17 protein-coding genes and 4 tRNA genes are annotated in these 21,876 nt (G+C 59.9%); 10 read left to right on the top strand and 11 right to left on the bottom strand.

Going from position 1 to position 21,876, the window contains the following annotated elements; genetic code table 11:
- Positions 1-44 precede the first annotated feature (44 nt).
- From OF385_RS02555 to OF385_RS02540, 4 genes are all read right to left on the bottom strand, one after another.
- Positions 45-494 carry a hypothetical protein gene (locus OF385_RS02555; protein ID WP_264276845.1) on the bottom strand — a complete coding sequence of 150 codons (450 nt, stop codon included), beginning with the start codon at positions 492-494 and terminating at the stop codon, positions 45-47.
- Positions 495-643: 149 nt separating this feature from the next.
- Entirely contained in the window at positions 644-835 is a 192-nt protein-coding gene (locus tag OF385_RS02550; RefSeq protein ID WP_264276844.1) for a YbdD/YjiX family protein, read from the bottom strand.
- A 2-nt stretch (positions 836-837) separates the two neighbouring features.
- A complete protein-coding gene (locus OF385_RS02545) occupies positions 838-3,081 on the bottom strand; it encodes a carbon starvation CstA family protein (RefSeq protein ID WP_264276843.1) in 2,244 nt (747 codons plus the stop codon).
- 102 nt (positions 3,082-3,183) lie between these two features.
- Entirely contained in the window at positions 3,184-4,161 is a 978-nt protein-coding gene (locus OF385_RS02540; RefSeq protein WP_413468139.1) for an NAD(P)H-quinone oxidoreductase, read from the bottom strand.
- A gap of 62 nt (positions 4,162-4,223) precedes the next feature.
- Between OF385_RS02540 and OF385_RS02535 the strand changes: the two genes are divergently transcribed.
- Positions 4,224-4,311: transfer RNA gene (locus tag OF385_RS02535), tRNA-Ser, on the top strand.
- 47 nt (positions 4,312-4,358) lie between these two features.
- Here OF385_RS02535 and OF385_RS02530 read toward each other — a convergent pair.
- Positions 4,359-6,374, bottom strand: a complete 2,016-nt coding sequence (locus OF385_RS02530) for an FAD/NAD(P)-binding protein (protein ID WP_264276841.1) — start codon at positions 6,372-6,374, stop codon at positions 4,359-4,361.
- Positions 6,375-6,431: 57 nt separating this feature from the next.
- On the opposite strand from OF385_RS02530, the gene OF385_RS02525 reads away from it, so the two are divergent.
- Complete coding sequence (locus OF385_RS02525) at positions 6,432-8,519, top strand: prolyl oligopeptidase family serine peptidase (RefSeq protein WP_264276840.1); 2,088 nt, start codon at positions 6,432-6,434, stop codon at positions 8,517-8,519.
- A 63-nt stretch (positions 8,520-8,582) separates the two neighbouring features.
- Positions 8,583-8,674, top strand: a tRNA-Ser gene (locus OF385_RS02520).
- Between the two features lie 215 nt (positions 8,675-8,889).
- Here OF385_RS02520 and OF385_RS02515 read toward each other — a convergent pair.
- Both OF385_RS02515 and OF385_RS02510 read right to left on the bottom strand, forming a co-directional pair.
- Positions 8,890-9,804: a hypothetical protein gene (locus OF385_RS02515; RefSeq protein WP_264276839.1), complete on the bottom strand. Its 915-nt coding sequence runs from the start codon at positions 9,802-9,804 to the stop codon at positions 8,890-8,892.
- 30 nt (positions 9,805-9,834) lie between these two features.
- A complete protein-coding gene (locus tag OF385_RS02510; RefSeq protein ID WP_264276838.1) occupies positions 9,835-11,955 on the bottom strand; it encodes a RecQ family ATP-dependent DNA helicase in 2,121 nt (706 codons plus the stop codon).
- Between the two features lie 175 nt (positions 11,956-12,130).
- On the opposite strand from OF385_RS02510, the gene OF385_RS02505 reads away from it, so the two are divergent.
- The 4 genes from OF385_RS02505 (at position 12,131) to OF385_RS02490 (ending at position 15,892) form a co-directional block, all read left to right on the top strand.
- Entirely contained in the window at positions 12,131-13,555 is a 1,425-nt protein-coding gene (locus OF385_RS02505; protein ID WP_264276837.1) for a phosphomannomutase/phosphoglucomutase, read from the top strand.
- A 13-nt stretch (positions 13,556-13,568) separates the two neighbouring features.
- On the top strand, positions 13,569-14,042 hold the full coding sequence (locus OF385_RS02500) for a hypothetical protein (RefSeq protein WP_264276836.1): 474 nt from the start codon (positions 13,569-13,571) through the stop codon (positions 14,040-14,042).
- A gap of 76 nt (positions 14,043-14,118) precedes the next feature.
- Positions 14,119-14,592, top strand: a complete 474-nt coding sequence (locus OF385_RS02495; RefSeq protein ID WP_264276835.1) for an RrF2 family transcriptional regulator — start codon at positions 14,119-14,121, stop codon at positions 14,590-14,592.
- 124 nt (positions 14,593-14,716) lie between these two features.
- Positions 14,717-15,892 carry a globin domain-containing protein gene (locus tag OF385_RS02490; RefSeq protein ID WP_264276834.1) on the top strand — a complete coding sequence of 392 codons (1,176 nt, stop codon included), beginning with the start codon at positions 14,717-14,719 and terminating at the stop codon, positions 15,890-15,892.
- Positions 15,893-16,168: 276 nt separating this feature from the next.
- Here the strand turns inward: OF385_RS02490 and OF385_RS02485 are convergent, their stop codons facing one another.
- The 3 genes from OF385_RS02485 to OF385_RS02475 form a co-directional block, all read right to left on the bottom strand.
- A complete protein-coding gene (locus OF385_RS02485) occupies positions 16,169-17,008 on the bottom strand; it encodes an alpha/beta fold hydrolase (protein ID WP_264276833.1) in 840 nt (279 codons plus the stop codon).
- Positions 17,005-17,532 carry a PadR family transcriptional regulator gene (locus OF385_RS02480; protein ID WP_264276832.1) on the bottom strand — a complete coding sequence of 176 codons (528 nt, stop codon included), beginning with the start codon at positions 17,530-17,532 and terminating at the stop codon, positions 17,005-17,007. The genes OF385_RS02485 and OF385_RS02480 overlap by 4 nt, the downstream gene beginning before the upstream one ends.
- 153 nt (positions 17,533-17,685) lie before the next feature.
- Entirely contained in the window at positions 17,686-19,518 is a 1,833-nt protein-coding gene (locus tag OF385_RS02475) for a phosphoenolpyruvate carboxykinase (GTP) (RefSeq protein WP_264276831.1), read from the bottom strand.
- 316 nt (positions 19,519-19,834) lie between these two features.
- On the opposite strand from OF385_RS02475, the gene OF385_RS02470 reads away from it, so the two are divergent.
- From OF385_RS02470 to OF385_RS02460, 3 genes are all read left to right on the top strand, one after another.
- Positions 19,835-19,908 (top strand) — tRNA-Arg (locus OF385_RS02470).
- A gap of 57 nt (positions 19,909-19,965) precedes the next feature.
- Positions 19,966-20,505 carry a GNAT family N-acetyltransferase gene (locus OF385_RS02465; RefSeq protein ID WP_264276830.1) on the top strand — a complete coding sequence of 180 codons (540 nt, stop codon included), beginning with the start codon at positions 19,966-19,968 and terminating at the stop codon, positions 20,503-20,505.
- Positions 20,506-20,668: 163 nt separating this feature from the next.
- Positions 20,669-20,742 (top strand) — tRNA-Arg (locus OF385_RS02460).
- A gap of 67 nt (positions 20,743-20,809) precedes the next feature.
- On the opposite strand, the gene OF385_RS02455 is transcribed toward OF385_RS02460, so the two are convergent.
- Positions 20,810-21,829 (bottom strand): LacI family DNA-binding transcriptional regulator, encoded by a 1,020-nt coding sequence (locus OF385_RS02455; RefSeq protein ID WP_264276829.1) that lies wholly within the window; start codon positions 21,827-21,829, stop codon positions 20,810-20,812.
- Positions 21,830-21,876 lie beyond the last annotated feature (47 nt).

Here is a 21,876-nt window from a genome sequence, read left to right as displayed (position 1 = left end):
ACCCGATTTCTAGGACCACCACGCAACTGATCGGGAATTGTCAATTATTCGCTGCCGGTGAGCAGCTGGGCGGCTCGGCCCACATCTTCCTTGACCAGTTGAGCACGATGGCGCACCGATTCGATATCGATCGGCTCCCCCGCTTCGGCCTGCATCCGCATCATCGCAATGACCTGCGCGGTGGTCGCGAGGTCATTGGCCGACTTGGTGAGGCTGCGGTGCACCCCGGCCGTGGACTGCGGAATATGCTCGTCGTTGCTCGGCGTGATCCGCTGGGCCATGGTGCACAGCTGCCGCACGGTGGCCAGCAGGTCTGCCATGTCATTGGCTTCCTTGACCAGCTGGTTATAGACCTGGTCATCGGCAACGCCCTCGATCACCTGGAACACGCGATCCAGGGAACGCTGGAAGCGATCGTGGGCGCGGCGCCAGACCCCCTCGCCAAGTTCGCGAGTGGCTGCGCGCTCAGCGCGAAGTCGTGAAAAGAACGCCATGACTCTTCTCTACCGGTGATCTATAAGAAACGTTAGCTCTAGCCTACCGGTGCCACGGCACCGGTAAGAGCATGGATGCGACATAAAACGACACCGGTCCCGAAACCTCCCGCAGGTGCGGGTGGTTTCGGGACCGGTGATCGGTGCTTTCAGCAGCAGCGCCCCTCGGGGTTCTTTTCCTGCCAGTCGGTGTAGTCTTTCCAGAACTCCCGTTCGCTCATCGGAGGTTGGTCCGGATGATTGCGATGATGGTGCTCCAGATAGTGCTGGTACTTATCGGCACCCAGCACCCCGTCGACAAACCGCTTGGCCTGCGAGAGGCGTTCCATCAGCGTTGCCATGGCTAGTGGCCGCCCCGCTGGACTTGCGATGAAGCAGGAACCTGCTTCCACTCCTTCGCCAGCTGCTTTTCAGCAGGAGTGGAAATCAGGCCGGCCGGCGCGTACATCTTCGAAGGGACTGCAGGATCTTCGGTGTTGTTGCCGCCGCCGTTCTTCTTGGCCTTGAGCGTTGCCATGATCGCGGTAACGATCACCACCGCGGTCAGCAGCAAGAAGAGCACCGAGAGCCAGCCCTGGACGCCGGTATTGCGCACCACAGCTTCCATGGCTTCGACGGTTTTGGCCGAACCCAGCGAGGTTTCGCCGTTGGCCAGCGCTTCCTTGTAGGCATTGTGGTTGGCGAAGTATCCGACCTTGGTATCCGGCGAGAAGATCTTCTGCCAGCTGGCCACGAAGGTGACCACCACGGTGAAGGCCAGAGGCAGGGCGACAACCCACAAGTACCTGAAGTTGTTGCGTTTGGCGATGATGGCCATGACCACTGCCAAGGCGATTGCCGCCAGCAGCTGGTTCGCGATGCCGAACAGCGGGAAGAAGGTGTTGATTCCGCCCAGTGGATCGGTCACGCCCAGGATGAGGATGTAACCCCATCCGGCCACCATGACCAGGGTGCAGATCCACACCCCGGGACGCCATGAGGTGTCCTTGAACTTCGGGAAGAAGTTGCCAATGGTGTCCTGCAGCATGAAGCGGGCCACGCGGGTGCCGGCATCGACGGCGGTGAGGATGAACAGCGCCTCGAACATGATGGCGAAGTGGTACCAGAAGCCCATCATCGCGGTGCCTCCGAACCACTGGTGCATGATGTGGGCGATGCCCACGGCCAGGGTCGGAGCTCCACCGGTACGCGAGACCACGCTGGTCTCACCCACATTGGCGGCCAGTTCGGTGAGCGTATTCGGTTCCAGGTTCACGCCGGCAAGGCCCAGCGAGTTCACGAAGGCTACCGCGGTTTCCACGGTGCCGCCGGTGGCGGCCGCCGAGGAGTTCATCGCGAAGTACACGCCGCGGTCGATGGAGATCGCAGCCACCAGCGCCATGATGGCCACCATGGATTCCATGAGCATGCCGCCGTAGCCCAGGAAGCGGGTCTGCTTTTCCTTCTCAACCAGCTTCGGGGTGGTGCCCGAGGAGATCAGTGCGTGGAAGCCCGACAGCGCGCCACAGGCAATGGTCACAAAGAGGAACGGGAAGATATGCCCGGAGACCACCGGGCCATCGGACCGCGAGGCGAACTCGGAGAAGGCCGGAACGGTGATTTCCGGGCGCACGATGATGATGGCCACGGCCAGAAGGGCGATGACGCCGATCTTCATGAACGTGGACAGGTAGTCACGAGGGGCCAGCAGCAGCCAGACCGGAAGCACTGCGGCGATGATGCCGTAGATGATGATGGCCCACGCGATGGTGGTGCGATCCAGGTGGAAGAATTCGGCGCCCCATGGCGATTCGGCGATCCAGCGGCCGGAAATGATCGCGAACATCAGCAGGATGAAGCCGATGATGGAGATCTCCAGGACCTTGCCCGGGCGGATGAAGCGCAGGTAGATGCCCATGAAGAGCGCGATCGGGATGGTCAAGCCCACCGAATACACGCCCCATGCTGATTCGCCCAGGGCGTTGACCACGACCAGCGCCAGGATGGCGGTAATGATGATCATGATGGTCAGCGTGGCGATCAGGGCGGCGGTGCCACCGATCAGCCCGAGTTCTTCGCGGGCCATCTGGCCCAGGGAACGGCCGCCGCGGCGCATGGAGAAGAACATCACCAGGTAGTCCTGGACCGCTCCGGCCAGGACAACGCCGACGATAATCCAGATGGTTCCCGGCAGGTAGCCCATCTGGGCGGCCAGGATCGGGCCGACCAGAGGACCCGCGCCGGCGATCGCGGCGAAGTGGTGCCCGAAGAGCACGCGGCGATCGGTCGGAACGAAGTCGCGTCCGTTGTTCACCGTTTCGGCAGGGGTCGCACGGAAGTCGTCCGGCCGGACGATCTTGCGTTCGATGAACTTCGCGTAGAAACGGTAGGCAATCAGGTAGGTGGCGACGGCTGCGAAGACGAACCAAATCGCATTGATGGTTTCTCCTCGCGAAAACGCAAGGAAGGACCAAGCAATGCCACCAACCAGGGCAATGGCGATCCAGACGGCGATGCGCAGAGGCGTCCAACGCGTTTCTTCGCGTTGGGCGACCTCAGGATCAACGCCTGCCGGGGGCAGCGTATTCTGGGCACTCAAGGTGAGCATCCTCCTCAGGGGCGTGGCAAGTGATGTGCGCGATCGCACTATATAAGCTCGATCACGCTGTTAAGACTACTGTGTCACTTTACGCGCCTGAAACATTTCCCGCTAAGCCTTCACAACGATTTTTCCTGTGTGCTCACCCGAATCAAAATACTCATGTGCACTAGTCAGATCGGTGAATTCGAAGATCTTGGAGACATTGAAGGCTAGTTTTCCTTCATCGACCAACGGCATCACTCGTGCGATGGTCTGCTTGATGATCTCGCTCTTCTGCTCCAGCGGTCGGGAACGGAGCGTCGTAGCGATGACTCTGGCACGCTTCCCAAGCATCACGCCCAAGTTCACTTCTCCTTTGGTTCCGCCCTGCAGACCGATGATGACCAACCGCCCGTTCACGGCGAGCGCATTGATATTCGGCTGTAGGTACTTCGCGCCGATGACGTCGAGGATCAAATCAACGCCCTGCCCCTGGGTCAGTTCGCCAACTCGCTGCTCGAAGTCCTCTTCGCGGTAGTTGATGCCCTGATCAGCTCCCAGCTCCTGGCAGTAGGCCAGCTTTTCGTCCGACGACGCAGTGACGAATACACGAGCGCCGGCAGCCTTGGCCAGTTGAATAGCCATGGACCCGATGCCACCGGCCCCACCGTGAATCAGGACCGTTTGTCCCTGCTCCAGTTCACCTTCAATGAAGAGATTCGATACCACCGTGGCCGAGACTTCCGGCAGGGCCGCTGCCTCCTCGATCGACAGCTCGTCAGGGATTCGAATCAGCAGCTCGGTCGGCACGTTCACATACTGTGCGTATCCACCTCCGGCCAGCAGTGCCGCCACGCGCGTGCCAACGCTCCAATCGCTGGCCCCGTCACCGACCGCCACGATGCTTCCGGCAATCTCCAGTCCGGGAATATCGCTAGCTCCCTCAGGCGGTGGATAAACCCCCTTGCGCTGCTGCACATCGGCACGGTTCAATCCAAAGGCTTCGATCTTGACCAGTACTTCCCCGGCTCCAACACCAGGGATGGGCCGTTCGGTCAGCTCGATGACCTCTGGCCCTCCACCGGCGTTGTAGATGTAGGCGTTCATTGTTTCGCTCATGGATCTCAATTCCTTCCAATCAGGGTTCATGCCGTATACTTTTTCGGGTTGGATGGTTGTCCGAGCGGCCGAAGGAGCTGGTCTTGAAAACCAGTAGGCGGCAACCCCGTCTCATGGGTTCAAATCCCATACCATCCGCGTTTTGAGTTTGGCGGGCTGATCTTTTGATCAGCCCGCCAAACTGTTTATTGCCGTTCTGTCGGCAGCCCTTCGCCGACCAGGAAACCAGCCAGGCGTGCCACTTCGTTGGCTACATGCGTGGCGTCCTTGAGCGTTCGCGCCGCAGGATTATTCACGTCGCCAGCCTGGGCTGCAATCGCCGTTCCCCATTGCGCTGAAGATAGCTGCAGGCCCATCACAAAAATCCCGCGATGGGCCAGTCCCTCGCTGTTGACCAGACGGTATGGCTCGCCCACAACATCAAAACCTGAACCGGGAAGGCTCTCCCCTTCGGAATTGCGCCAAGTGTGGGCTCGGCCCACGTGCTCCATCAGCAATTGCTTGATGAGCGTTGTGTCGTTCTGCAGTACGCGGTTGCCCGGCATCATCGCTTCGCACATGGTTTTCGCGGTGTGCACTTCGGCGTCCACCCATGGCGAAGAAGCAGTGAACTGCCCCGAGACTTCATCAAAGGCGAATTCCGGTTCCGGGCCGATAAAGGTCACGATCCCGGCGCGGGATAGCGCCAGCAATTGTTCGATTCTTTCCAAGGGAGGCCCGGAGGCCAGCCCTTCAACCAGTGGTTCGAAGTGCGCTTGGATCTCTTCAATCCGGGACTGTTCGTCGATAACACCGGCGACAATCAATTCCTTGACCAGCATCCGCCCGGCATTCATCGTCATGATGGCGCAGGACAACGGGTCGTCCAGACCCCCGGTGCTGTGCCGGACATTGCTGATCAAATAATCCTGGACTGCCTGCTGGTAGTCCCCAGTAGATGCAAATCCCAATTCTTCGAAAGGCCGGGCAAGCTTGGGAACATCAAGCCACTGGATTTCCGGGAATTGCGAGATGAATTTGCGCAGCTCGCCCAGCCACACCTGGCTGCCTTCGCGGTGTTCGGCCATAAGGATCGATTCGAGCCGCTCGATGAACTCTTCCGCTGATAAGCCCTCGGGCGCACGGGTGCTCCGTGCGCACTGCCGGAAGTAGGCGAAGAGCACATCACGGTGGAGCTTGGGCCAGATATGCCGCGAGAACTCGAGCGTGGCATTCGAGTTCGTTGCTCGGAGCTCGGCAAGATGGCCAATCAGATCCTGGACATCGAAGAAGCGCAATTCGATCTCATCTGGGATGAACTGCTCAACGACCGGCTTGCCCCAGTAGGGGGTTCCGCGTCGCGATGCCACAATCAGCTCAGGTTCCCTGCCAGAGGCTACGTACTCGAACTGATGTCCCGGTTCATTGCTTACCTCCCGGAAGATTCCTCCCCGGCCCAGGGTGAGTTCAGCCATGCAGTCAAAGAAGTTCAGGCCCAGCCCTCGAATGAGCGCTGGCTGTCCGTCCGCGAATTTGCTGAAGTCAAGATCAGCGGGAATATTCGGCGGCAGATAGGTGGCACCCGAGTTAATCGCGGCTTCCTGCAGTTGCTTCTGCCAGGGATTCAGTTCCGCACTCTGGTGCCCCAAGGCCAGGACCACCGCATCTGCTGACAGGTGCTGCGCTTCGGAGCCGGGAGTACACGCTTTGTACTCCAGCTGATATCCGTTGCCCTGCGGACGCACAGCGAGGACTTCGGCCGGAACATGCTGGATCGTGAATGACTCATGCTCCGTGAGCACGGCACAGCTACGGTCAAAAACATGCTCCAGGTACTCGCCGTACAAAGCGCGTGATGGATAGGTTCCCGCGTCGATATGTTTGATGGCTTTGGCATGCTCCTCGGTGAGCTGTCGCCCATCTCCCCCCAGCGCGACAAATTGCCTGAAGCTCAAACCCGGCTCATCGGTTACTCGTTCGGGCGCAACCGTGGGGAACGAGGCGGGGGTGTTCATCCAGAAATTCTCCGACTGCTGCGGATTCCAGACGTGCCCTGATCCAGGACGGCACGGATCGAGAACCACGATGTTCAACTTGCTTCCCTTGGGCGCCAGCCTGAGCGACAAGTCAGCAAATCGTTCGACAACGCTGGTGCCACGCGGGCCAGCCCCGACAATAGCCAGGCTGTACTCAATCTTGGGGTTCTCCATCACGGTGCTCACCCCTCTAGGTTATTACCTCTAACGCAGGCCATGAGCCCTACCGCATAGACTATGCCCATGACTGAGCATGTTTCCATGGCGACGAACGCTGATCCATATTCTTGGCTAGAAGGTACCCGCGACAAGTCGGCCCTTGAATGGGTGCAGCAACAGTCCGCGCGAACCGAAGACGAACTCTACGACGATTCGTTCCACGAACAGGTCCAGCGCATCAAAACGGTGCTCGACGCGCAAGACCGCATTCCGATGGTCACCAAGCGAGGCGAGTGCTATTACAACTTCTGGCGCGACGCGGAGCACCGCCTCGGGCTGTGGCGACGAACGACGTGGCAGTCCTATCTCACCGATGACCCGCAGTGGGAGATATTGCTCGATCTGGACGCCTTGGCGAAGTCGGAAGGACAGGAATGGCATTTTGCTGGTTCCACGCTGCTTCGCCCGAAAGAATCCGAACCCTATGAACGCGCATTGATCCGGTTGAGCCCCGACGGAGGCGATCAGGTGCGCATCCGGGAGTTTGATTTGATCGGCAAGGGCTTTGTTGACGGCGGGTTCGACTTGCCCGTGGCCAAGACCCAAGCCTCGTGGATCGACCGTGATACCCTGCTGGTCGGCTCTGCCAGCAGTGAACAATTCACCACACGCTCCACTTATGCCAACACGCTGCGACGCGTAGGGCGAGGCGTTGACATCGAAGCAGCGCCGATGCTCTTTGAAGTGGACAAGGAGCATGTGGCGGCGTTCGGCTACTTCGATTCAACCCCCGGGTTTGAACGCATCGTGACCACCGACGCCATCGATTTTTATCATTCGGCCACCGGAGTCTTCCTCGACGGCGAGCATCATGTCATTGAAGTGCCTACGGACGTCCAGGTGAGCCTGCACCGCCAGTGGGTGCTTTTCGCGCCGCAGACCGACTGGAAGCACCAGGGCCAGATCATCACTGCCGGCTCACTGGCCATTGCCGAACTGGATGAATTCCTAGAGGACGGCACCATCCAGCGGGTGCTCTTCGTCCCCGACGACAGTACTGCCTTGGAATCCTTGAGCTTCACCGCGAACTACCTGCTGCTCACCGTACTGCACCACGTAGCCGCCCAGGTCCGCGTCATCAGCCTGCGTGAGGATTTCAGTGAATCCCAGATGCCGCTTGAGGATCCGATGCTGAGCGTTTCGGTGGGAGCTGTCGATGATGAAGACCCGGCTGCCGGCGATGACTATTGGATGACCGTTACCGGATTCACGACGCCCACCACGTTGTTGCGTGGACCTGTCGGATCCACAGCCACCGCGGTGAAGAAATCGCCCGAACGATTCAATGCCGAAGGATTGAGCGTCACCCAGCATTTCGCGACTTCCGCTGACGGGACCCGTGTCCCCTACTTCCAGGTCGCGGCAAAAGACCTGCTTCTGGATGGCCAGAATCCCGTGCTCATGGATGGGTATGGCGGATTCCAGCACAGCATGACTCCCGGCTACGCAGCCGCAATGGGGACCGGGTGGCTTACCCGGCACAATGAGCGGGGCCGCAGAGCGATCTATGTGATGGCCAATATTCGCGGCGGCGGAGAATACGGTCCGGCATGGCATCGGGCGGCCTTGCGCGAGAATCGCCATCGCGCCTATGAGGATTTTGCCGCGATCGCCGAAGACCTGGTGCAGCGAGGTGTGACTTCGCGCGAGCACCTGGCAGCCACCGGCCGATCCAATGGCGGTTTGCTGATGGGCAATATGATTGCCGGATACCCCCAGCTGTTCGGGGCCATCTCCTGCGGTGTCCCCCTGCTCGATATGCAGCGGTATACGCAGCTTGCCGCGGGCCATTCGTGGATTGCCGAGTACGGGGATCCCGAGAACCCTGAGGATTGGAAATTCCTTCGAACCTTCTCTCCGGTCCATCGCCTCAGCGACCAGCCCCACCCGGTGGATGACTATCCTGCGTCTTTGATTTGGACTACGACTTCCGATGACCGAGTCGGCCCATCTCAAGCCCGAATCATGGCGGCCAAGATGATGGACCTGGGCATCGAAAACGTGCGGTATCACGAGCCCGAAGGCGGCGGACATGCCGGCTCGACGGACAACGAGTCAACCGCGAAAATGCTGGCTACAAGTTACGAATTCCTCTGGCGACAGGTGCAGTAGTCGACTCGTTTTGGAACACGCGCCCATCTTCAGGTAGGCTAGATTCTGCTGGAAACAGCGGATGGACACGTGCCAGAGCGGCCGAATGGACTTCACTGCTAATGAAGGGTCGGGCTAAAACTCGACCGGGGGTTCAAATCCCCCCGTGTCCGCCATAAAACCCCTACTCAGGTAGGGGTTTTTCTTTATCCTGCGGCAACACGGCCCGCACCGGAACAGCCAGTTCCCGCAACGCGCGTGAATAGCTTGCAGATTGATTTCGCGGGCGTTACCGGCACGGGCCTTGGGCAATAGCCAACAAAAAACGGCACCCCGATCGTGATGATCAGAGCGCCGATATTGGATCCAGCAGTTGGATCGGGTTTTTGCGCTAGTCCTTGCGCTTGACGAAGGTCTGCAGCATGTTCTGCACGATATCTTCGGGCAGTGAGGTATGGCGCACGATGATCTCCGACATGCGGTCCAAATCGGTATCGGCGATGGCCTCAAAAAGCGCCTCGCGGTCAGCTTCAGGCAATTCAGCCGCATCGAAGTGCACCGGACCATCCGGTCCCTGGCCTTCAAACCGGAAATCAGCGACGTTGCCGTTCGAAGCCCCGCCTGACATAGGCGAAGTGGCGATCATCCGCTCGAGATCTTCCACCGGCAATCCTGTGTACCCATGCAAGATTTTTGCGGCTTCTTCGAAGTTCGAATCGCGCAGCATGGAGAACAACTGATCGTATTCGTTCGGCGGCAGCTGTTCGCTGGAGAATTCGCGGCTCTCGCCATCAAGTTCGAAGGCCATCTTGAAATGGGTGGCGCTTGGCTCGTTCTCGGAGCCGAACTGTTCGCTCCATTCCTGGGGAACCACCCAGTGGTCGTCCGAGGCACCCGGCTGGGCATCCTTGGGCTGACCGCCGGTAGCCACGCGGTCTTCACGCTCAACCTGGGCTTCGAGCTTGTCGCTCAATGCCTTGATTTCGGCATCATCAGCAGGAAGTTCCTTGGCAGGAGCCACCTGCGGGTACTTGTCGAGGCTGCGCACTGCGATGACACAGTTCTTCACTGAATCACTGGTAGCTGCACGGTACACCTGCACGGCTCCCATGACGTCGCCCTTGGCCAGATTGCGGTACACCGAGTTACGGGAAGAATCATCTAGTTTCGCGTTAGCTGCCTCGGCTGCTTCACGGGAGATCGCCTGCGCAACTTGCGCAGTATTCTTCTTCCGTAATGCCTGCAGACCGAAGTAGCCCAGGGCAATCACTGCGATGATGACGACGAGCCAGATGATAATTTCCATACATCCAGACTACTTCTTTTAACTGTGCAATTACCCTGCTACGCCCAAAGTGAAAGGCAGGACACCCGGCGCACCGGCAATCCTCAAGGCGCGACCGGCCATTGCCAGCGACCAGCGCGAATCTGCGAGGTCATCAACCAGCAAAATCGGTCCCGGAGCGCCGGCCACGAGTTGCTCCAGGGCGGCTGGAAGCTCAAAGGCATCGGCTACCGCCGCTACACGGAACGCGGAGTTGCCTCCGGATCCATTTTGCGGTCCCGCACCCCGATACTCCAGCTGTCCGAGGTAGCGCAAACGGCCCACCTCGGCCAAGCTGTGAGCCAAGGACGTGATCAGTTGTGGCCGCTTATTCGATGGCATGGCGACAACGCCTACCGGGCGCTCTTCCCAGTTCCACTCCGCCAGCACCTTAACGCATGCATCAAGCATCGCCTTGTCGATTGGATGATCGGCGGGATCAGCGAAGAGCTGGCGCAAGCGGTTGCCCCACCCGAGGTCGGTCAACCTGGCCAGGGCCCTGCCGTTGGCCAGTTGCTCATCCACGGGGATCTTCCCCTTGAGCGAATAGCCCAACCGATCCAGACCCGAGGGATAGAGCTTGCGAGGCTCGACCGGGATGCCAACCCGGCCCAACGCAGCCTGCGCGCTGTCCTTGGAATCCTCGGGAATATGGTCATCGAACCACACGCCGGCACAGTTATCGCAACGCCCGCAGGCCACCGAACGCGGGTCATCCAGCGCTTCGGTCAAGAACTGCATTCGGCAGCCGCGGGTGTTTTCGTAATTGACCATCAGGTTTTGCTCGTGGATCCGGCTTTGCGCCACGCGCTTGTAGCGATCCGCGTCGTAGGTCCATGGCATGTCGGTGCGCATCCATCCGCCGGCAACGCGCTCCACTGCCCCGTCCACGGCCAGGACTTTCAGCAGCAGTTCCAAAGGCGAGCGGCGCAGATTCACCGCGCTTTCCAACGCCGGTACGCTCATGGCGCCATCGGTGCCGGCTAGGACTTCAAGTACCTGGGTAGCGCGGACTTGGTCCGGCATGGAGCTGGTGGCGAAGTATTCCCAGATTTCCGAATCATCGGGTCCAGGCAGCAGGAGCACGTCAGCGTTGATGCTGCCACGGCCCGCGCGGCCCACCTGCTGGTAATAAGCCACCGGCGAGCTCGGCGCGCCTACGTGCAGCACGAACCCAAGATCAGGCTTGTCGAATCCCATGCCCAATGCGCTTGTGGCAATCAGCGCCTTGACCTCATTGTTTTTCAGGGCTTGTTCCAGCCGCTCACGTTCCTCCAAGTCCGTGCGCCCAGTGTAGGAGGCCACCTGATGCCCGGCTTCGTGCAGGAGCCTGGCGATGTCCTCGGCCGCCGACACCGTGAGCGTATAGATTATGCCGGAACCCTTGAAGTCATTGATGTGGCTGAGCAGCCAGGCCAGCTGCATGCGCGGAGAGGGCAAGCGAAGCACCCCCAGCCGCAAGGAGTCACGGGCCAGGGTGCCGCGCAGGGTGAAGACCTGTTCGGTCCCGCCGGCTAGTTGTTCCGCGACGTCTTCGACTACTCGGCTGTTAGCCGTTGCCGTGGTGGCCAGCACCGGCAGGCCGTGGGGCAAGCGGCCAATCAGGTCGCGAATACGCCGGTAGTCGGGACGGAAATCATGGCCCCAGTCCGAAATGCAGTGGGCTTCGTCAATCACCAGCAGCCCCAGCCGCTGCATCAGCATGGGCAGCTGTTGTTCCCGGAATGACGGATTGTTCAGCCGCTCGGGGGACACCAGCAATACGTCGATTTCGTTGCGTTGCAGCTTTTCAAGAATTTCGCGCCATTCAAGCACGTTGGCAGAATTGATGGCGGCGGCTCGCACCCCGGCCCGCTCGGCGGCGGCCACCTGGTCGCGCATCAATGCCAAGAGCGGGGAGACAATCAGGGTGGGACCGTACCCCTGTTCCCGCAGCAGCAGGGATGCGATGAAGTACACCGCCGACTTTCCCCAGCCGGTACGCTGAACCACCAATGCGCGACGGCGTTGGGCGACCAGGGCTTCGATCGCTTCATACTGCCCGTCATGGAACTGGGCTTCCGGGTTTTGCACCAGGGCGCGCAATTTCTGCAGCGCGAGAGTTTTCAGATCCACTTGCGTTGAGCCATCCATGGATCAAGTATTTCAGTTTCCTCCCCCGATTTAGCCCCGGCCCCACCGATTTGTGCAAGAACAAGGAATCCGAAGGCGCGCAGAACGCATATTTAGCGGAAGTGTTAGGCATTTCCCATGCACAATAGCGCCATTCTCGATGATTTGAATCAGTCAAACCGGTAGGCTGAAAGGTGTGAGTGAAGAAATTGATCTTAATCAGAGCTTTAAGGCCTACGACGTGCGTGGCGTAGTCGGCGAGAGCCTGAATGCCGAAGCGATCGAAGCTATCGGCGCAGCCTTTGTTGATGTCTTGTCCTTGGCTGGCAAGGATGTTTTGGTCGGCGGCGACATGCGCCCATCCTCAGCAGAATTCGCCCAGGCCTTTGCCCGAGGTGCCACCTACCGTGGCGCCAACGTCATCATGCTCGGATTGATTTCCACCGACGAACTCTACTTCGCCTCCGGCAAGCTGGATGCAGCTGGCGTGGTTTTCACCGCAAGCCACAATCCGGCCCAGTACAACGGCATCAAGATGTCCCAGGCCGGCGCCCGCCCGATCTCTTCGGCCACTGGCCTGTTCGAAATCCGCGATCTCGCCCAGCAATACCTCAATGAGGGCTTGCCTGTTTCCGGCGATGCCCCGCAGGGACGCATCAGCGAGCGCGATGTCCTCGCCGATTATGCCGCCTACCTGCGCGAGCTGGTTGATCTCGCGGCCATTCGCCCGCTGAAAATCGTCGTGGACGCGGGCAACGGCATGGGTGGCATGACCACCCCGGCAGTGCTTGGCGACACCGTGCTCCCGGCCCTGCCACTGGATATCGTACCGCTGTACTTCGAACTGGACGGGACCTTCCCCAACCACCCGGCCAACCCGCTGGAACCGGAAAACCTGAAGGATCTGCAAGCCGCCGTGCTGGAGCACGGTGCCGATCTGGGCCTGGCCTTCGACGGCGACGCCGACCGTTGCTTCGTGATCGACGAACGCGGCCTTCCACTGTCCCCATCGGCCATCACCGCCCTCGTCGCAGTCCGCGAAATCGCCCGCGTTCAGGCTGCCGGCGAGCCGAACCCGGTGATCATCCACAATCTGATCACCTCCAAGGCGGTCCCGGAGTTCGTCAAGAGATCCGGCGGCACCCCGGTAATGACCCGCGTGGGCCACTCCTTCATCAAGGCCGAGATGGCAGCCCAGGGCGCGGTCTTCGGCGGCGAGCACTCCGCCCACTACTACTTCCGCGACTTCTACAATGCCGACACCGGCATGCTCGCAGCCATGCACGTACTGGCCGCGCTGGGCGGGCAGGACCTTCCGCTCTCGGAACTGGGTGCCGAATACGAGCCCTACGTTGCCACCGGGGAGATCAATTCCCAGGTTGAAGACAAGCAAGGGGCCACAGCTCGGGTCGTGGCTCACTTTGACGGACAGCCAGTTGATGTGCTGACCATGGATGGCACGACCATTTCGGCGACGGACGGCAGCTGGTGGATCAACTTGCGCCCGTCCAACACCGAACCGTATCTTCGCTTTAATGGCGAGGGCCGCACCGCTGCAATTATTGAGCCCCTGCGCGATGCCGTTTTGGCCATCGTGCGCGGAGAAAACGTCACGAACTAGCAAAAGGGAAGACATGAATCTCGAATCATTGGATGAGGGCGTCAAGGATGCGCTGAACAAGGTTCTGGGCACCGCCTTGGGCGTGGCTCGCGAACAGCTTGAAGAGCAGGGCGTGTTCCTCCCCTTCGCCATCGCGCTGGAGCCGAAGGACGGCGAGGATGAGCCGGAGCTGCGTCTGATCGCTGTTCCGCCAACGGATGATCCGGAGGATCCGGACGCAGATATCGATACTGAGGCCATGGCTGCCGATCTGGTCCAGGTACTGAACCAGCAGGGTACGCACTTCGAGGCCATCGCCATCGCCTCGGATGTGCTGCTGCAGGAAAACGACCGTGACGCAATCCATGTGGTGGCCGAACACCGCATTGGCGCAGCGCTCGCGATCGTCCAGCCTTACACCATGCCTGCCGAACCAGGCGGCGAGTGGATCTTCGATGAGCCGGCAGCCGAATCCGCCGAGGCCGTCTGGGCCAACGCCCAGCACTAATCGATGGCTACTGGGAGGCCAGCAGTTCGGCAATGAACTGCTGGCCCCTTGCTAATTCCGCCGTAGAGTAGGAGCCATGAAACTCAGTGCCTTCGCCGACGTTTGCCTACGGACTCTTATGGTGCTGGGCGCTCCTGGAGTGGACCAGCTGACCAGCCGTGAAATCTCGGGCCTGGTCGACGTTCCCTATAATCATGTGACCAAAGCCGTGCTGGAACTGCGCACGCTGGGGATCTTGAATGTCTCTCGCGGGCGCAACGGCGGCGCCGCCATGACCGCCCAGGGTCTGGAGACATCCCTGGGCGCCTTGTTGAGGCAGCTTGATAAGCGGGACGACGTCGTCGACTGCACGGATATCGATGGAAGCGGGAATTGCCCGCTTTCCGGCGGATGCCGGCTGCGTTCGGCACTGCGCCAGGCCCGTGAAGCCTTTTACGCAGCGCTCGACCCGTTGACCATCCGCGAGATTTGCTCCAACTCCCCAGCGATTGCTGCACTGCCATTCCCCGGCCTACGCCGCGCGGCTCCCTCGTCAGCATCCTCGGAGTGAATCCCATCACAGGCGCGCCTGGCTGCAACTCCTGATTTGAAATCTCTTTCTACAAGGCGTAGAACTGAAGTATAAATCTTGCATTTCAAATGCAAGATAACCACCCTGCTGAAGGAGATACCCCATGCTGTCGACCACAGCCCGCCCAGTCATCGAAGCGACCCTGCCGATCATCGCGGATCGGATTTCCAGCATCACGCCGAAGTTCTACAACCGCCTTTTCGCTGCGCACCCCGAGCTGCTGGATGGCACTTTTTCCCGTTCGAATCAAAAGAATGGAACCCAGCAGCAGGCCTTGGCTGGCTCCATTGCGGTCTTCGCCACGCATCTGATCAAGCACCCGGAAACTACCCCGGAAACAATGCTGTCCCGCATCGCCCACAAACATACGTCATTGGGCGTCGCCGAGGAACAATATTCGGTTGTGTACGAGCACCTATTCGCTGCCATCGCCGAAGACCTGGGCGAGGCGCTCACCCCCCAAATCGCCGAGGCGTGGACGGAGGTCTACTGGTTGATGGCCCATGCACTGATCAAGATCGAAAAGGGCTTGTACGCGCGACAGGCAAATAGCGAGGTCTATACCCCCTGGATTCTTGCGGACCGCACGCCCACCGGCCTGGACTCGGTGACGTTCAGCTTTGTCCCTGCCGACGCAACCCCTGCAACAGTGGCCAAGCCCGGGCAGTTTGTCTCGCTGCGCCTGGCAATGCCTGACGGCATCCGCCAAGTCCGCCAGTACACCTTGAGCAATGATGTCGACCAGATCGACCGCCGCACCGTGACCGTCAAGCTCGATGCAGACGGGGAGTTCTCCCCGGTGCTGCATCATAATATGCAGATCGGTGATGTGGTCGAACTGTCCAATCCGTATGGCGACCTCGTCATCGACGATGATGGCGCCCCGCTGGTCATCGCCACCGCCGGCATCGGATGCACCCCGAGTGCGGCCGCGCTGCAAAACCTCGTTGCCCGCGCTTCCGAGCGCAAGATCCGCGTATTGCACGCGGATCAGGAATTCGAGGCCTGGCCGCTGCGCGATCAGATGATTGAATCTGTCGCCAAATTGCCCCAGGCCAGCATCGCCACGTGGTTCGAACGCGGTGCGCTACCCGAGGGCTTGAACGCCAAGCAGGGCTACATGGACCTGGCCGATGCGCTGGAAGAAGACAGCATCGTCTATCTGTGCGGTCCGTTGCCCTTCATGCACGCCGTGCGCAACCAGGCACTGGCCGCCGGGATTCCAGCCGCACGCATCCACTATGAGGTTTTCGGTCCGGACGTCTGGCTAGCTGCCTAGCGTATATACGCTGCCTGATCTGGGTGCAGGCCGATGGCCACGATCCGCCTGCACCCCGTTGCGGGTTCACGCCCGCTGGATTCCCGCCGGCCGCACCCCGCGCGGGCAGGGCCATCCAGCCATGCCCCGCCTCGCAACGTCCCGTGTTTCGCCTGAACCGCCCCCGAGCGCTATTCAGCGGCACGGCAAATTGCGCACCGCGCTGGGACTGACTCCCCGACCGGGCAGCGAGGCCCGCAGATGCGCGGGTCTTTCGTTCGGCAGGGGCCTGTGCGCCTAGAGTTCTACAAGAACCTGATGAATCCCTCCATCGGTAATCCACCGACGCAGCACCGAGTTGAACAGAATAGGATTCTCGATATTCCATTGGTGGTGCATTCCCGGTACTGCCCGGGTGATCGCCTGCGGAACCCTGTCGCGCAACGCCGCAAAGGATTTTTGCACTAGCTTGGGTTCCTTGGCGCCTACCAGTGCGAGCAACGGGCCTTGGTAGGATTCAAGATGCTCGGGCAGCCCGCCGGAGTCCAGTTCGTCCATGATGGCGCGCATATTCTGGGCCTTGAGCTTGACCCCATGTTCGGTGAACAGCTCGCGTTCGTCGTCGACCATGCCATAGGCGCCGGCCTGGAAACGCCAATACCACTCACTGCCAATCAGCTTCAGCTGCATCCGATGAACAGCGCGTGCCCCAGCGCTGGCGCCGGCCACCGGAGTGCCGGTGATCAGCATCGATTCCACCAGTTCAGGGTGCCGCGCGGCCACATGCAGCGCGATGACTCCGCCCAGCGAAATGCCGACCAGGTGCACGCCGCCCTCGGAGACTTCGTCGGCGATCAAGGCCGCCACGTCATCGGCCGCGGATTCCAACCCATCCCAGGTTTCCTCGAAGCGGGCACCGAAGGCCGGCAGGTGCAGCGTCAGGATATTGAAGTCCCCGAAAGCGAGCACCTGCGGATCCCAGCTCCAGTTCCCCACATTGCCGCCGTGCAGGAAGACCAGCGTCTGCGCCTGGCGTTGACCGGCGGCAGCCCGGCCTGGATGCACTTCCGGGTAGTCGGTGGCGTCGCGCACCGCGCCCTGGGCTGGCTTGGCCGCAGAATCCTTGGAAGAAGTCATGGCAGATACTCCAATACCGCGTCGAGCCACTCCAGCTCGGCGGCTTGTTGTCGGATGGCATGGTCAAGGGTGGCGGCCATCAGGAAGCTCCTGCGGTCGGCGGCCGCGCGCATGTCGATGCCTTCGCGTTGGGAGAGATAGTCATCGAGGATGAACTGCGTGGCTTCTCGACGTTGCACCAGCAGCTCCTCGATGTCTCCGCGTTCCAATTCGGCCGCGAAAAACACCTGGCCCATGAAGGGATCGCGTTCCGGGGACTGCGCGGCCCCGGCCGAAAGCCAACCGGTGAGCACTTCGCGTCCGGCGTCGGTGATGTGATGTTCCTGGCGGTCAGGGTAGTTGCTCTGCGCTACCGTGCGCACTGTGGCGTACCCTTTATCAACCAGCTGGGCCAAGGTGCGGTAGATCTGCGCCTTGTCCGCGTTCCAGAAGTGGTTAATAGAGGAGTCAAAATGCTTTTTGAGCTCGTAGCCGGTCATCGGCGACAAGCACAGCAGCCCGAGAATCAATCGTGCCAAAACCATAGGCTTATCTTTTCACAGTTAGTTGATTTTGCACCCACTTTTGACCGGCGTGGGAAAACTGTGCCCGGATTGTGACCATTACGCAAATGGCTCCCTGATCCTGGATTTACAGGATCAGGGAGCCATGCGGCGCTGGTTGATCGGCGCCTAGAGCTAGGCGCTCAGTCGTTCCTTGAGGCCGTCCAGCTCGGCACGCAGCGATGCTGGCAAAGCGTCGCCGAAATTGGCGTACCATTCTTCGATGCCCTCGACTTCGGTGGCCCATTCATCCTTGTCGACGGCCACCGCGACCTCGACGTCGGCCGGGGTGAATCCTTCCAGACCGGTCAGGTCCAGCGATTCGCCGGTTGGCACGTTGCCGATGATGGTCTCCCTGGCGTCCGCAGTGCCTTCGATGCGCTCGATGGCCCACTTGAGCACACGCGAGTTGTCGCCGAAGCCCGGCCATGCGAAGCCACCATCGGCGGTGCGGCGGAACCAGTTGACCAGGAAGATCTTGGGCATCTGCTCCGGGTTGAGCTTGGCCGAGATGTTGTCCCAGTGGTTCAGGTAGTCGCCAGCGTTGTAGCCGATGAACGGCAGCATTGCCATTGGGTCGCGGCGGATCACGCCGGTGGCGCCAGCAGCCGCAGCGGTGGTTTCCGAGGACAACGTGGAACCCATGAAGATGCCGTTGGTCCAGCTGCGTGCTTCGGTCACCAATGGGATGGTGGTCTTGCGGCGGCCACCGAACAGGATCGCGTCGATCTTCACGCCGTTAGGCGAGTAGTAGTCCTCGGACAGCATGTCGACCTGCGAGATTGGGGTGCAGAAGCGCGAGTTCGGATGCGCTGCCGGACGTCCTGACTCTGGAGTCCAGTCATTGCCCAACCAGTCGGTCAGGTGCGCCGGGGTCTCGTCGGTCATGCCTTCCCACCACACGCCACCTTCGTCGGTCAGTGCCACGTTGGTGAAGATGTTGTTGCCCTTGGCGATGGCGCGCATCGCGTTCGGGTTGGTGGACCAGCCGGTGCCCGGCGCTACGCCGAACAGGCCGTATTCTGGGTTGACGCCACGCAGCTCGCCGTCCTTGCCGATGCGCATCCAGTTGATGTCATCGCCCAGGGTCTCGGCCTTCCAGCCTTCGATGGTCGGGTCCAGCAGCGCCAGGTTGGTCTTGCCGCAGGCCGATGGGAAGGCCGCGGCAATGTGGTATGCCTTGTTCTGCGGGCTGGTCAGCTTCAGGATGAGCATGTGCTCTGCGAGCCAGCCCTCGTCGCGGGCCATCGCCGAAGCGATACGCAGCGAGTAGCACTTCTTGCCCAGCAGCGCGTTGCCACCGTAGCCCGAACCGTAAGACATGATGGAGCGCTCTTCCGGGAAGTGCACGATCCACTTGTTCTCATTGCATGGCCACGCCACGTCTTCCTGGCCCGGCTTGAGCGGTGCACCCACTGAGTGCAAGGCTGGCACGAAGAAGGCGTTTTCAGCTTCCATCTTGCGCAGGACCTCGGTGCCGATCTTGGCCATGATGCGCATGGACGCGACCACGTAGGCGGAGTCGGTAATTTCCACACCGTAGGCAGGAGTTTCCGCGTCCAGCGGCCCCATGACAAATGGGATCACGTACATGGTGCGTCCGCGCATCGAACCGTCAAACAGCCCATTGAGCATGGATTTCATCTTGTCCGGGTCTTCCCAGTTATTGGTGAAGCCGGCGTCTTCCTTCTTCTTCGAGCAGATGAAAGTGCGCTCTTCTACACGCGCAACGTCCTTGGGGTCCGAGAAACCGGCGTAGGAATTAGGGAAGTTGGGATCGGTCAGCTTGACGAGCGTTCCAGCTTTAACCAACTCTTCGGTCAGTCGATCGGCTTCTTCAGCTGATCCGTCTACCCAATAAACACGATCCGGCTTCGTCAGTGCGGCCACTTCTTCAACCCAGCTTGCCAACCCCTTGTGCGAAGTCGCCGCTGCGTCGATTACGGTCTGATCCGAGCTCGTGCTCATTATTTGTTCCCTCCATTGGGCTCAACTAGCAATGAATCAAGGCTATGGGGAGCGTGCGGCGGGATCTGTGTGATTGAGGCCTCAGAACTCCCGCTCCCCCACAGCGAATTGTTCAAAATTACCGAAATTCCGCGGGAGACATCGAACCAAAATACAGCAATATGTGACGAAGGTCACGTATACCGGTACCCTTTTGCTTGCTTCACATAACCTTTTGTTCATCTGGGCGCGGTAGCTTTGCCCGTCGATTTGTACATGCCTAAAACGACCTGTATAGTAATTCGAGGTTCGTGAGAACGGATCAACAAAAGAATATGCGCCCATAGCTCAGCTGGATAGAGCGTCTGTCTACGGAACAGAAGGTCAGGGGTTCGAATCCCTTTGGGCGCACAAATTGAAAATTCCCACTCACTTGAGTGGGAATTTTTTGTTCCTCAGGAGTTGTTCATGCGCCAGCTACCCGTTGACTCAGACACCGCCCTTCGGCTGCTCGCCATCAGTGACGCCCCTCAACTCGCGCATTCCTACCAGCGCAACAGGGAGCACCTGAAGCGGTGGGAACCAGAACGCGCCGAGGTGTTTTTCACCGAAGCGTGGCAGGCTCAGAATATTTCACAGGTCCTGGCAGCCAGCTCCCAAGGTCTTGCGTACCCCTACGGATTGTTCCGCGAAGACGTTTTAATTGGACGCTTTAACATCGCTTCCGTGGTTCGCGGCGCCTTTCAAAGCGCGAGCCTCGGCTACTGGGTCGATCATGAAAGCACCGGCCAAGGATTGGCTTCACGCGCGGTCGCCGCACTACTTGCCGAAGCAGCTGAACATCTCAGCCTGCACCGGATCGAAGCCAGCACCCTGGTTGATAATCACGCCTCGCAGCGAGTACTGCTCAACAACGACTTCACCCAGATCGGCATGGCACCGAAATACCTCAAGATCGCCGGCCGCTGGCAGGACCACAACCTTTACCAAGCCATCTTGCATAGCTGACCTTTGAACATCACCCGCCCCGAAATTCGACCTGGGTCATGACAGCAATACACGTTCCACTAGATATTTTGTGAATCACGGCACTTTTGCCTATTTTGGTTTTTGCTCCGACTTAAACTCGTGTAAAGTTATTCAAGTCGTCAAGGCGACAACAAATAAATATGCGCCCATAGCTCAGCTGGATAGAGCGTCTGTCTACGGAACAGAAGGTCAGGGGTTCGAATCCCTTTGGGCGCACAAATTAAAAATTCCCGCTCACTCGAGTGGGAATTTTTTTGTGTTCTCACCGAAATCGATGTCCTTGCTAATGCGAGTCGCGCAGCACCAGCTGGGTGTCCGTAATGCTCCATTCAGGCACCTGCGCACCTTGAATCCGCTTGATCAGCAGTTCAGCCATGATCTCCCCCTGGCGTTCAGGGAATTGCGCAATGGTGGTTAGCGGTGGAGTGGAGCTACGCGCAAATGAGTCGTCATCCACAGCTGTCACCGACACGTCCTCGGGCACTTTGATTCCTGCCTCGGCCAGGGCCTGCAGCGCGCCAAAACCCATCTGGGCGCTGGCGGTGAACAGCCCGTCAAAGTCCACATTGTTCCCGATCAGCTGCTGCATGATCTGATGCCCGCTCGCTGGCGTGAAATCTCCGATTTCGACTGCCACAGATTCAAGGCCAGCGTTTCGAACGGCTTGCTGGAATCCGGTCAGGCGGTCCAACCCAGCACCCATATCCTGAGGGCCGGCAATCATTGCCAGCTTGGTCCGGCCCCGGGCAATGATGACCTCGGTTGCCTGGCGCGCGGCCGCAATATTATCGATGTCGACAACGTAGATTTCATTCTGGTCGGTGCTCATGGTGCGTCCGCCGTAAACCATTGGGAGCAGGGATCCCAGATCTGCATAAGACCTGTCGGCCGCATGGTGCGACAGGACCAGGGCGCCGTCAACGTTTCCGCCCTGGAGATAACGAGTGGTTTTTGCCGGGTCGGATTCGGTGGAAAGCAGCAAGGTCAGCATGAATTCGGTGCCCGCCACGTACTGCGCTGCGCCCTGGACGACCTTGGCGAAATAGGGGTCAGCGAAGAACTTCGCGGTGTTTTCCGGGACTACCAGCGCAATCGAGTTAGTTCTTCCCTGTGCCAAGGAACGAGCAGCCCGGTTGGGAACATAATTGAGTTCGCGGATCGCCTGTTCCACCGCTTTCCTGGCCTCCGGCTTGACGCGATCCGAGCCATTGACCACTCTCGAGACCGTGGCGCGAGATACGCCCGCCCTCTGCGCCACCAATTCCAGTGTTGCCTGCGGCTTGCGTGGTTCTTGCGTGCTCATTCGTCTGCGCCTAGATCCTGGGAGTTTGTTGATCAGCCAAGCAAGCA

Origin of the sequence: Glutamicibacter sp. JL.03c (assembly GCF_025854375.1) — a bacterium.
Taxonomy (GTDB): Bacteria; Actinomycetota; Actinomycetes; order Actinomycetales; family Micrococcaceae; genus Glutamicibacter.
This window is presented reverse-complemented; position numbering and strand designations above follow the sequence as displayed.

What these genes read in the sequence shown, in the direction of transcription:
- OF385_RS02555 (WP_264276845.1), bottom strand. Translation starts at nt 494, where the DNA reads ATGGCGTTCTTTTCACGACTTCGCGCTGAGCGCGCAGCCACTCGCGAA.
- OF385_RS02550 (WP_264276844.1), bottom strand. Translation starts at nt 835, where the DNA reads ATGGCAACGCTGATGGAACGCCTCTCGCAGGCCAAGCGGTTTGTCGAC.
- OF385_RS02545 (WP_264276843.1), bottom strand. Translation starts at nt 3,081, where the DNA reads ATGCTCACCTTGAGTGCCCAGAATACGCTGCCCCCGGCAGGCGTTGAT.
- OF385_RS02540 (WP_413468139.1), bottom strand. Translation starts at nt 4,161, where the DNA reads ATGAACGCCTACATCTACAACGCCGGTGGAGGGCCAGAGGTCATCGAG.
- OF385_RS02525 (WP_264276840.1), top strand. Translation starts at nt 6,432, where the DNA reads ATGACTGAGCATGTTTCCATGGCGACGAACGCTGATCCATATTCTTGG.
- OF385_RS02515 (WP_264276839.1), bottom strand. Translation starts at nt 9,804, where the DNA reads ATGGAAATTATCATCTGGCTCGTCGTCATCATCGCAGTGATTGCCCTG.
- OF385_RS02510 (WP_264276838.1), bottom strand. Translation starts at nt 11,955, where the DNA reads ATGGATGGCTCAACGCAAGTGGATCTGAAAACTCTCGCGCTGCAGAAA.
- OF385_RS02500 (WP_264276836.1), top strand. Translation starts at nt 13,569, where the DNA reads ATGAATCTCGAATCATTGGATGAGGGCGTCAAGGATGCGCTGAACAAG.
- OF385_RS02495 (WP_264276835.1), top strand. Translation starts at nt 14,119, where the DNA reads ATGAAACTCAGTGCCTTCGCCGACGTTTGCCTACGGACTCTTATGGTG.
- OF385_RS02490 (WP_264276834.1), top strand. Translation starts at nt 14,717, where the DNA reads ATGCTGTCGACCACAGCCCGCCCAGTCATCGAAGCGACCCTGCCGATC.
- OF385_RS02485 (WP_264276833.1), bottom strand. Translation starts at nt 17,008, where the DNA reads ATGACTTCTTCCAAGGATTCTGCGGCCAAGCCAGCCCAGGGCGCGGTG.
- OF385_RS02480 (WP_264276832.1), bottom strand. Translation starts at nt 17,532, where the DNA reads ATGGTTTTGGCACGATTGATTCTCGGGCTGCTGTGCTTGTCGCCGATG.
- OF385_RS02475 (WP_264276831.1), bottom strand. Translation starts at nt 19,518, where the DNA reads ATGAGCACGAGCTCGGATCAGACCGTAATCGACGCAGCGGCGACTTCG.
- OF385_RS02465 (WP_264276830.1), top strand. Translation starts at nt 19,966, where the DNA reads ATGCGCCAGCTACCCGTTGACTCAGACACCGCCCTTCGGCTGCTCGCC.
- OF385_RS02455 (WP_264276829.1), bottom strand. Translation starts at nt 21,829, where the DNA reads ATGAGCACGCAAGAACCACGCAAGCCGCAGGCAACACTGGAATTGGTG.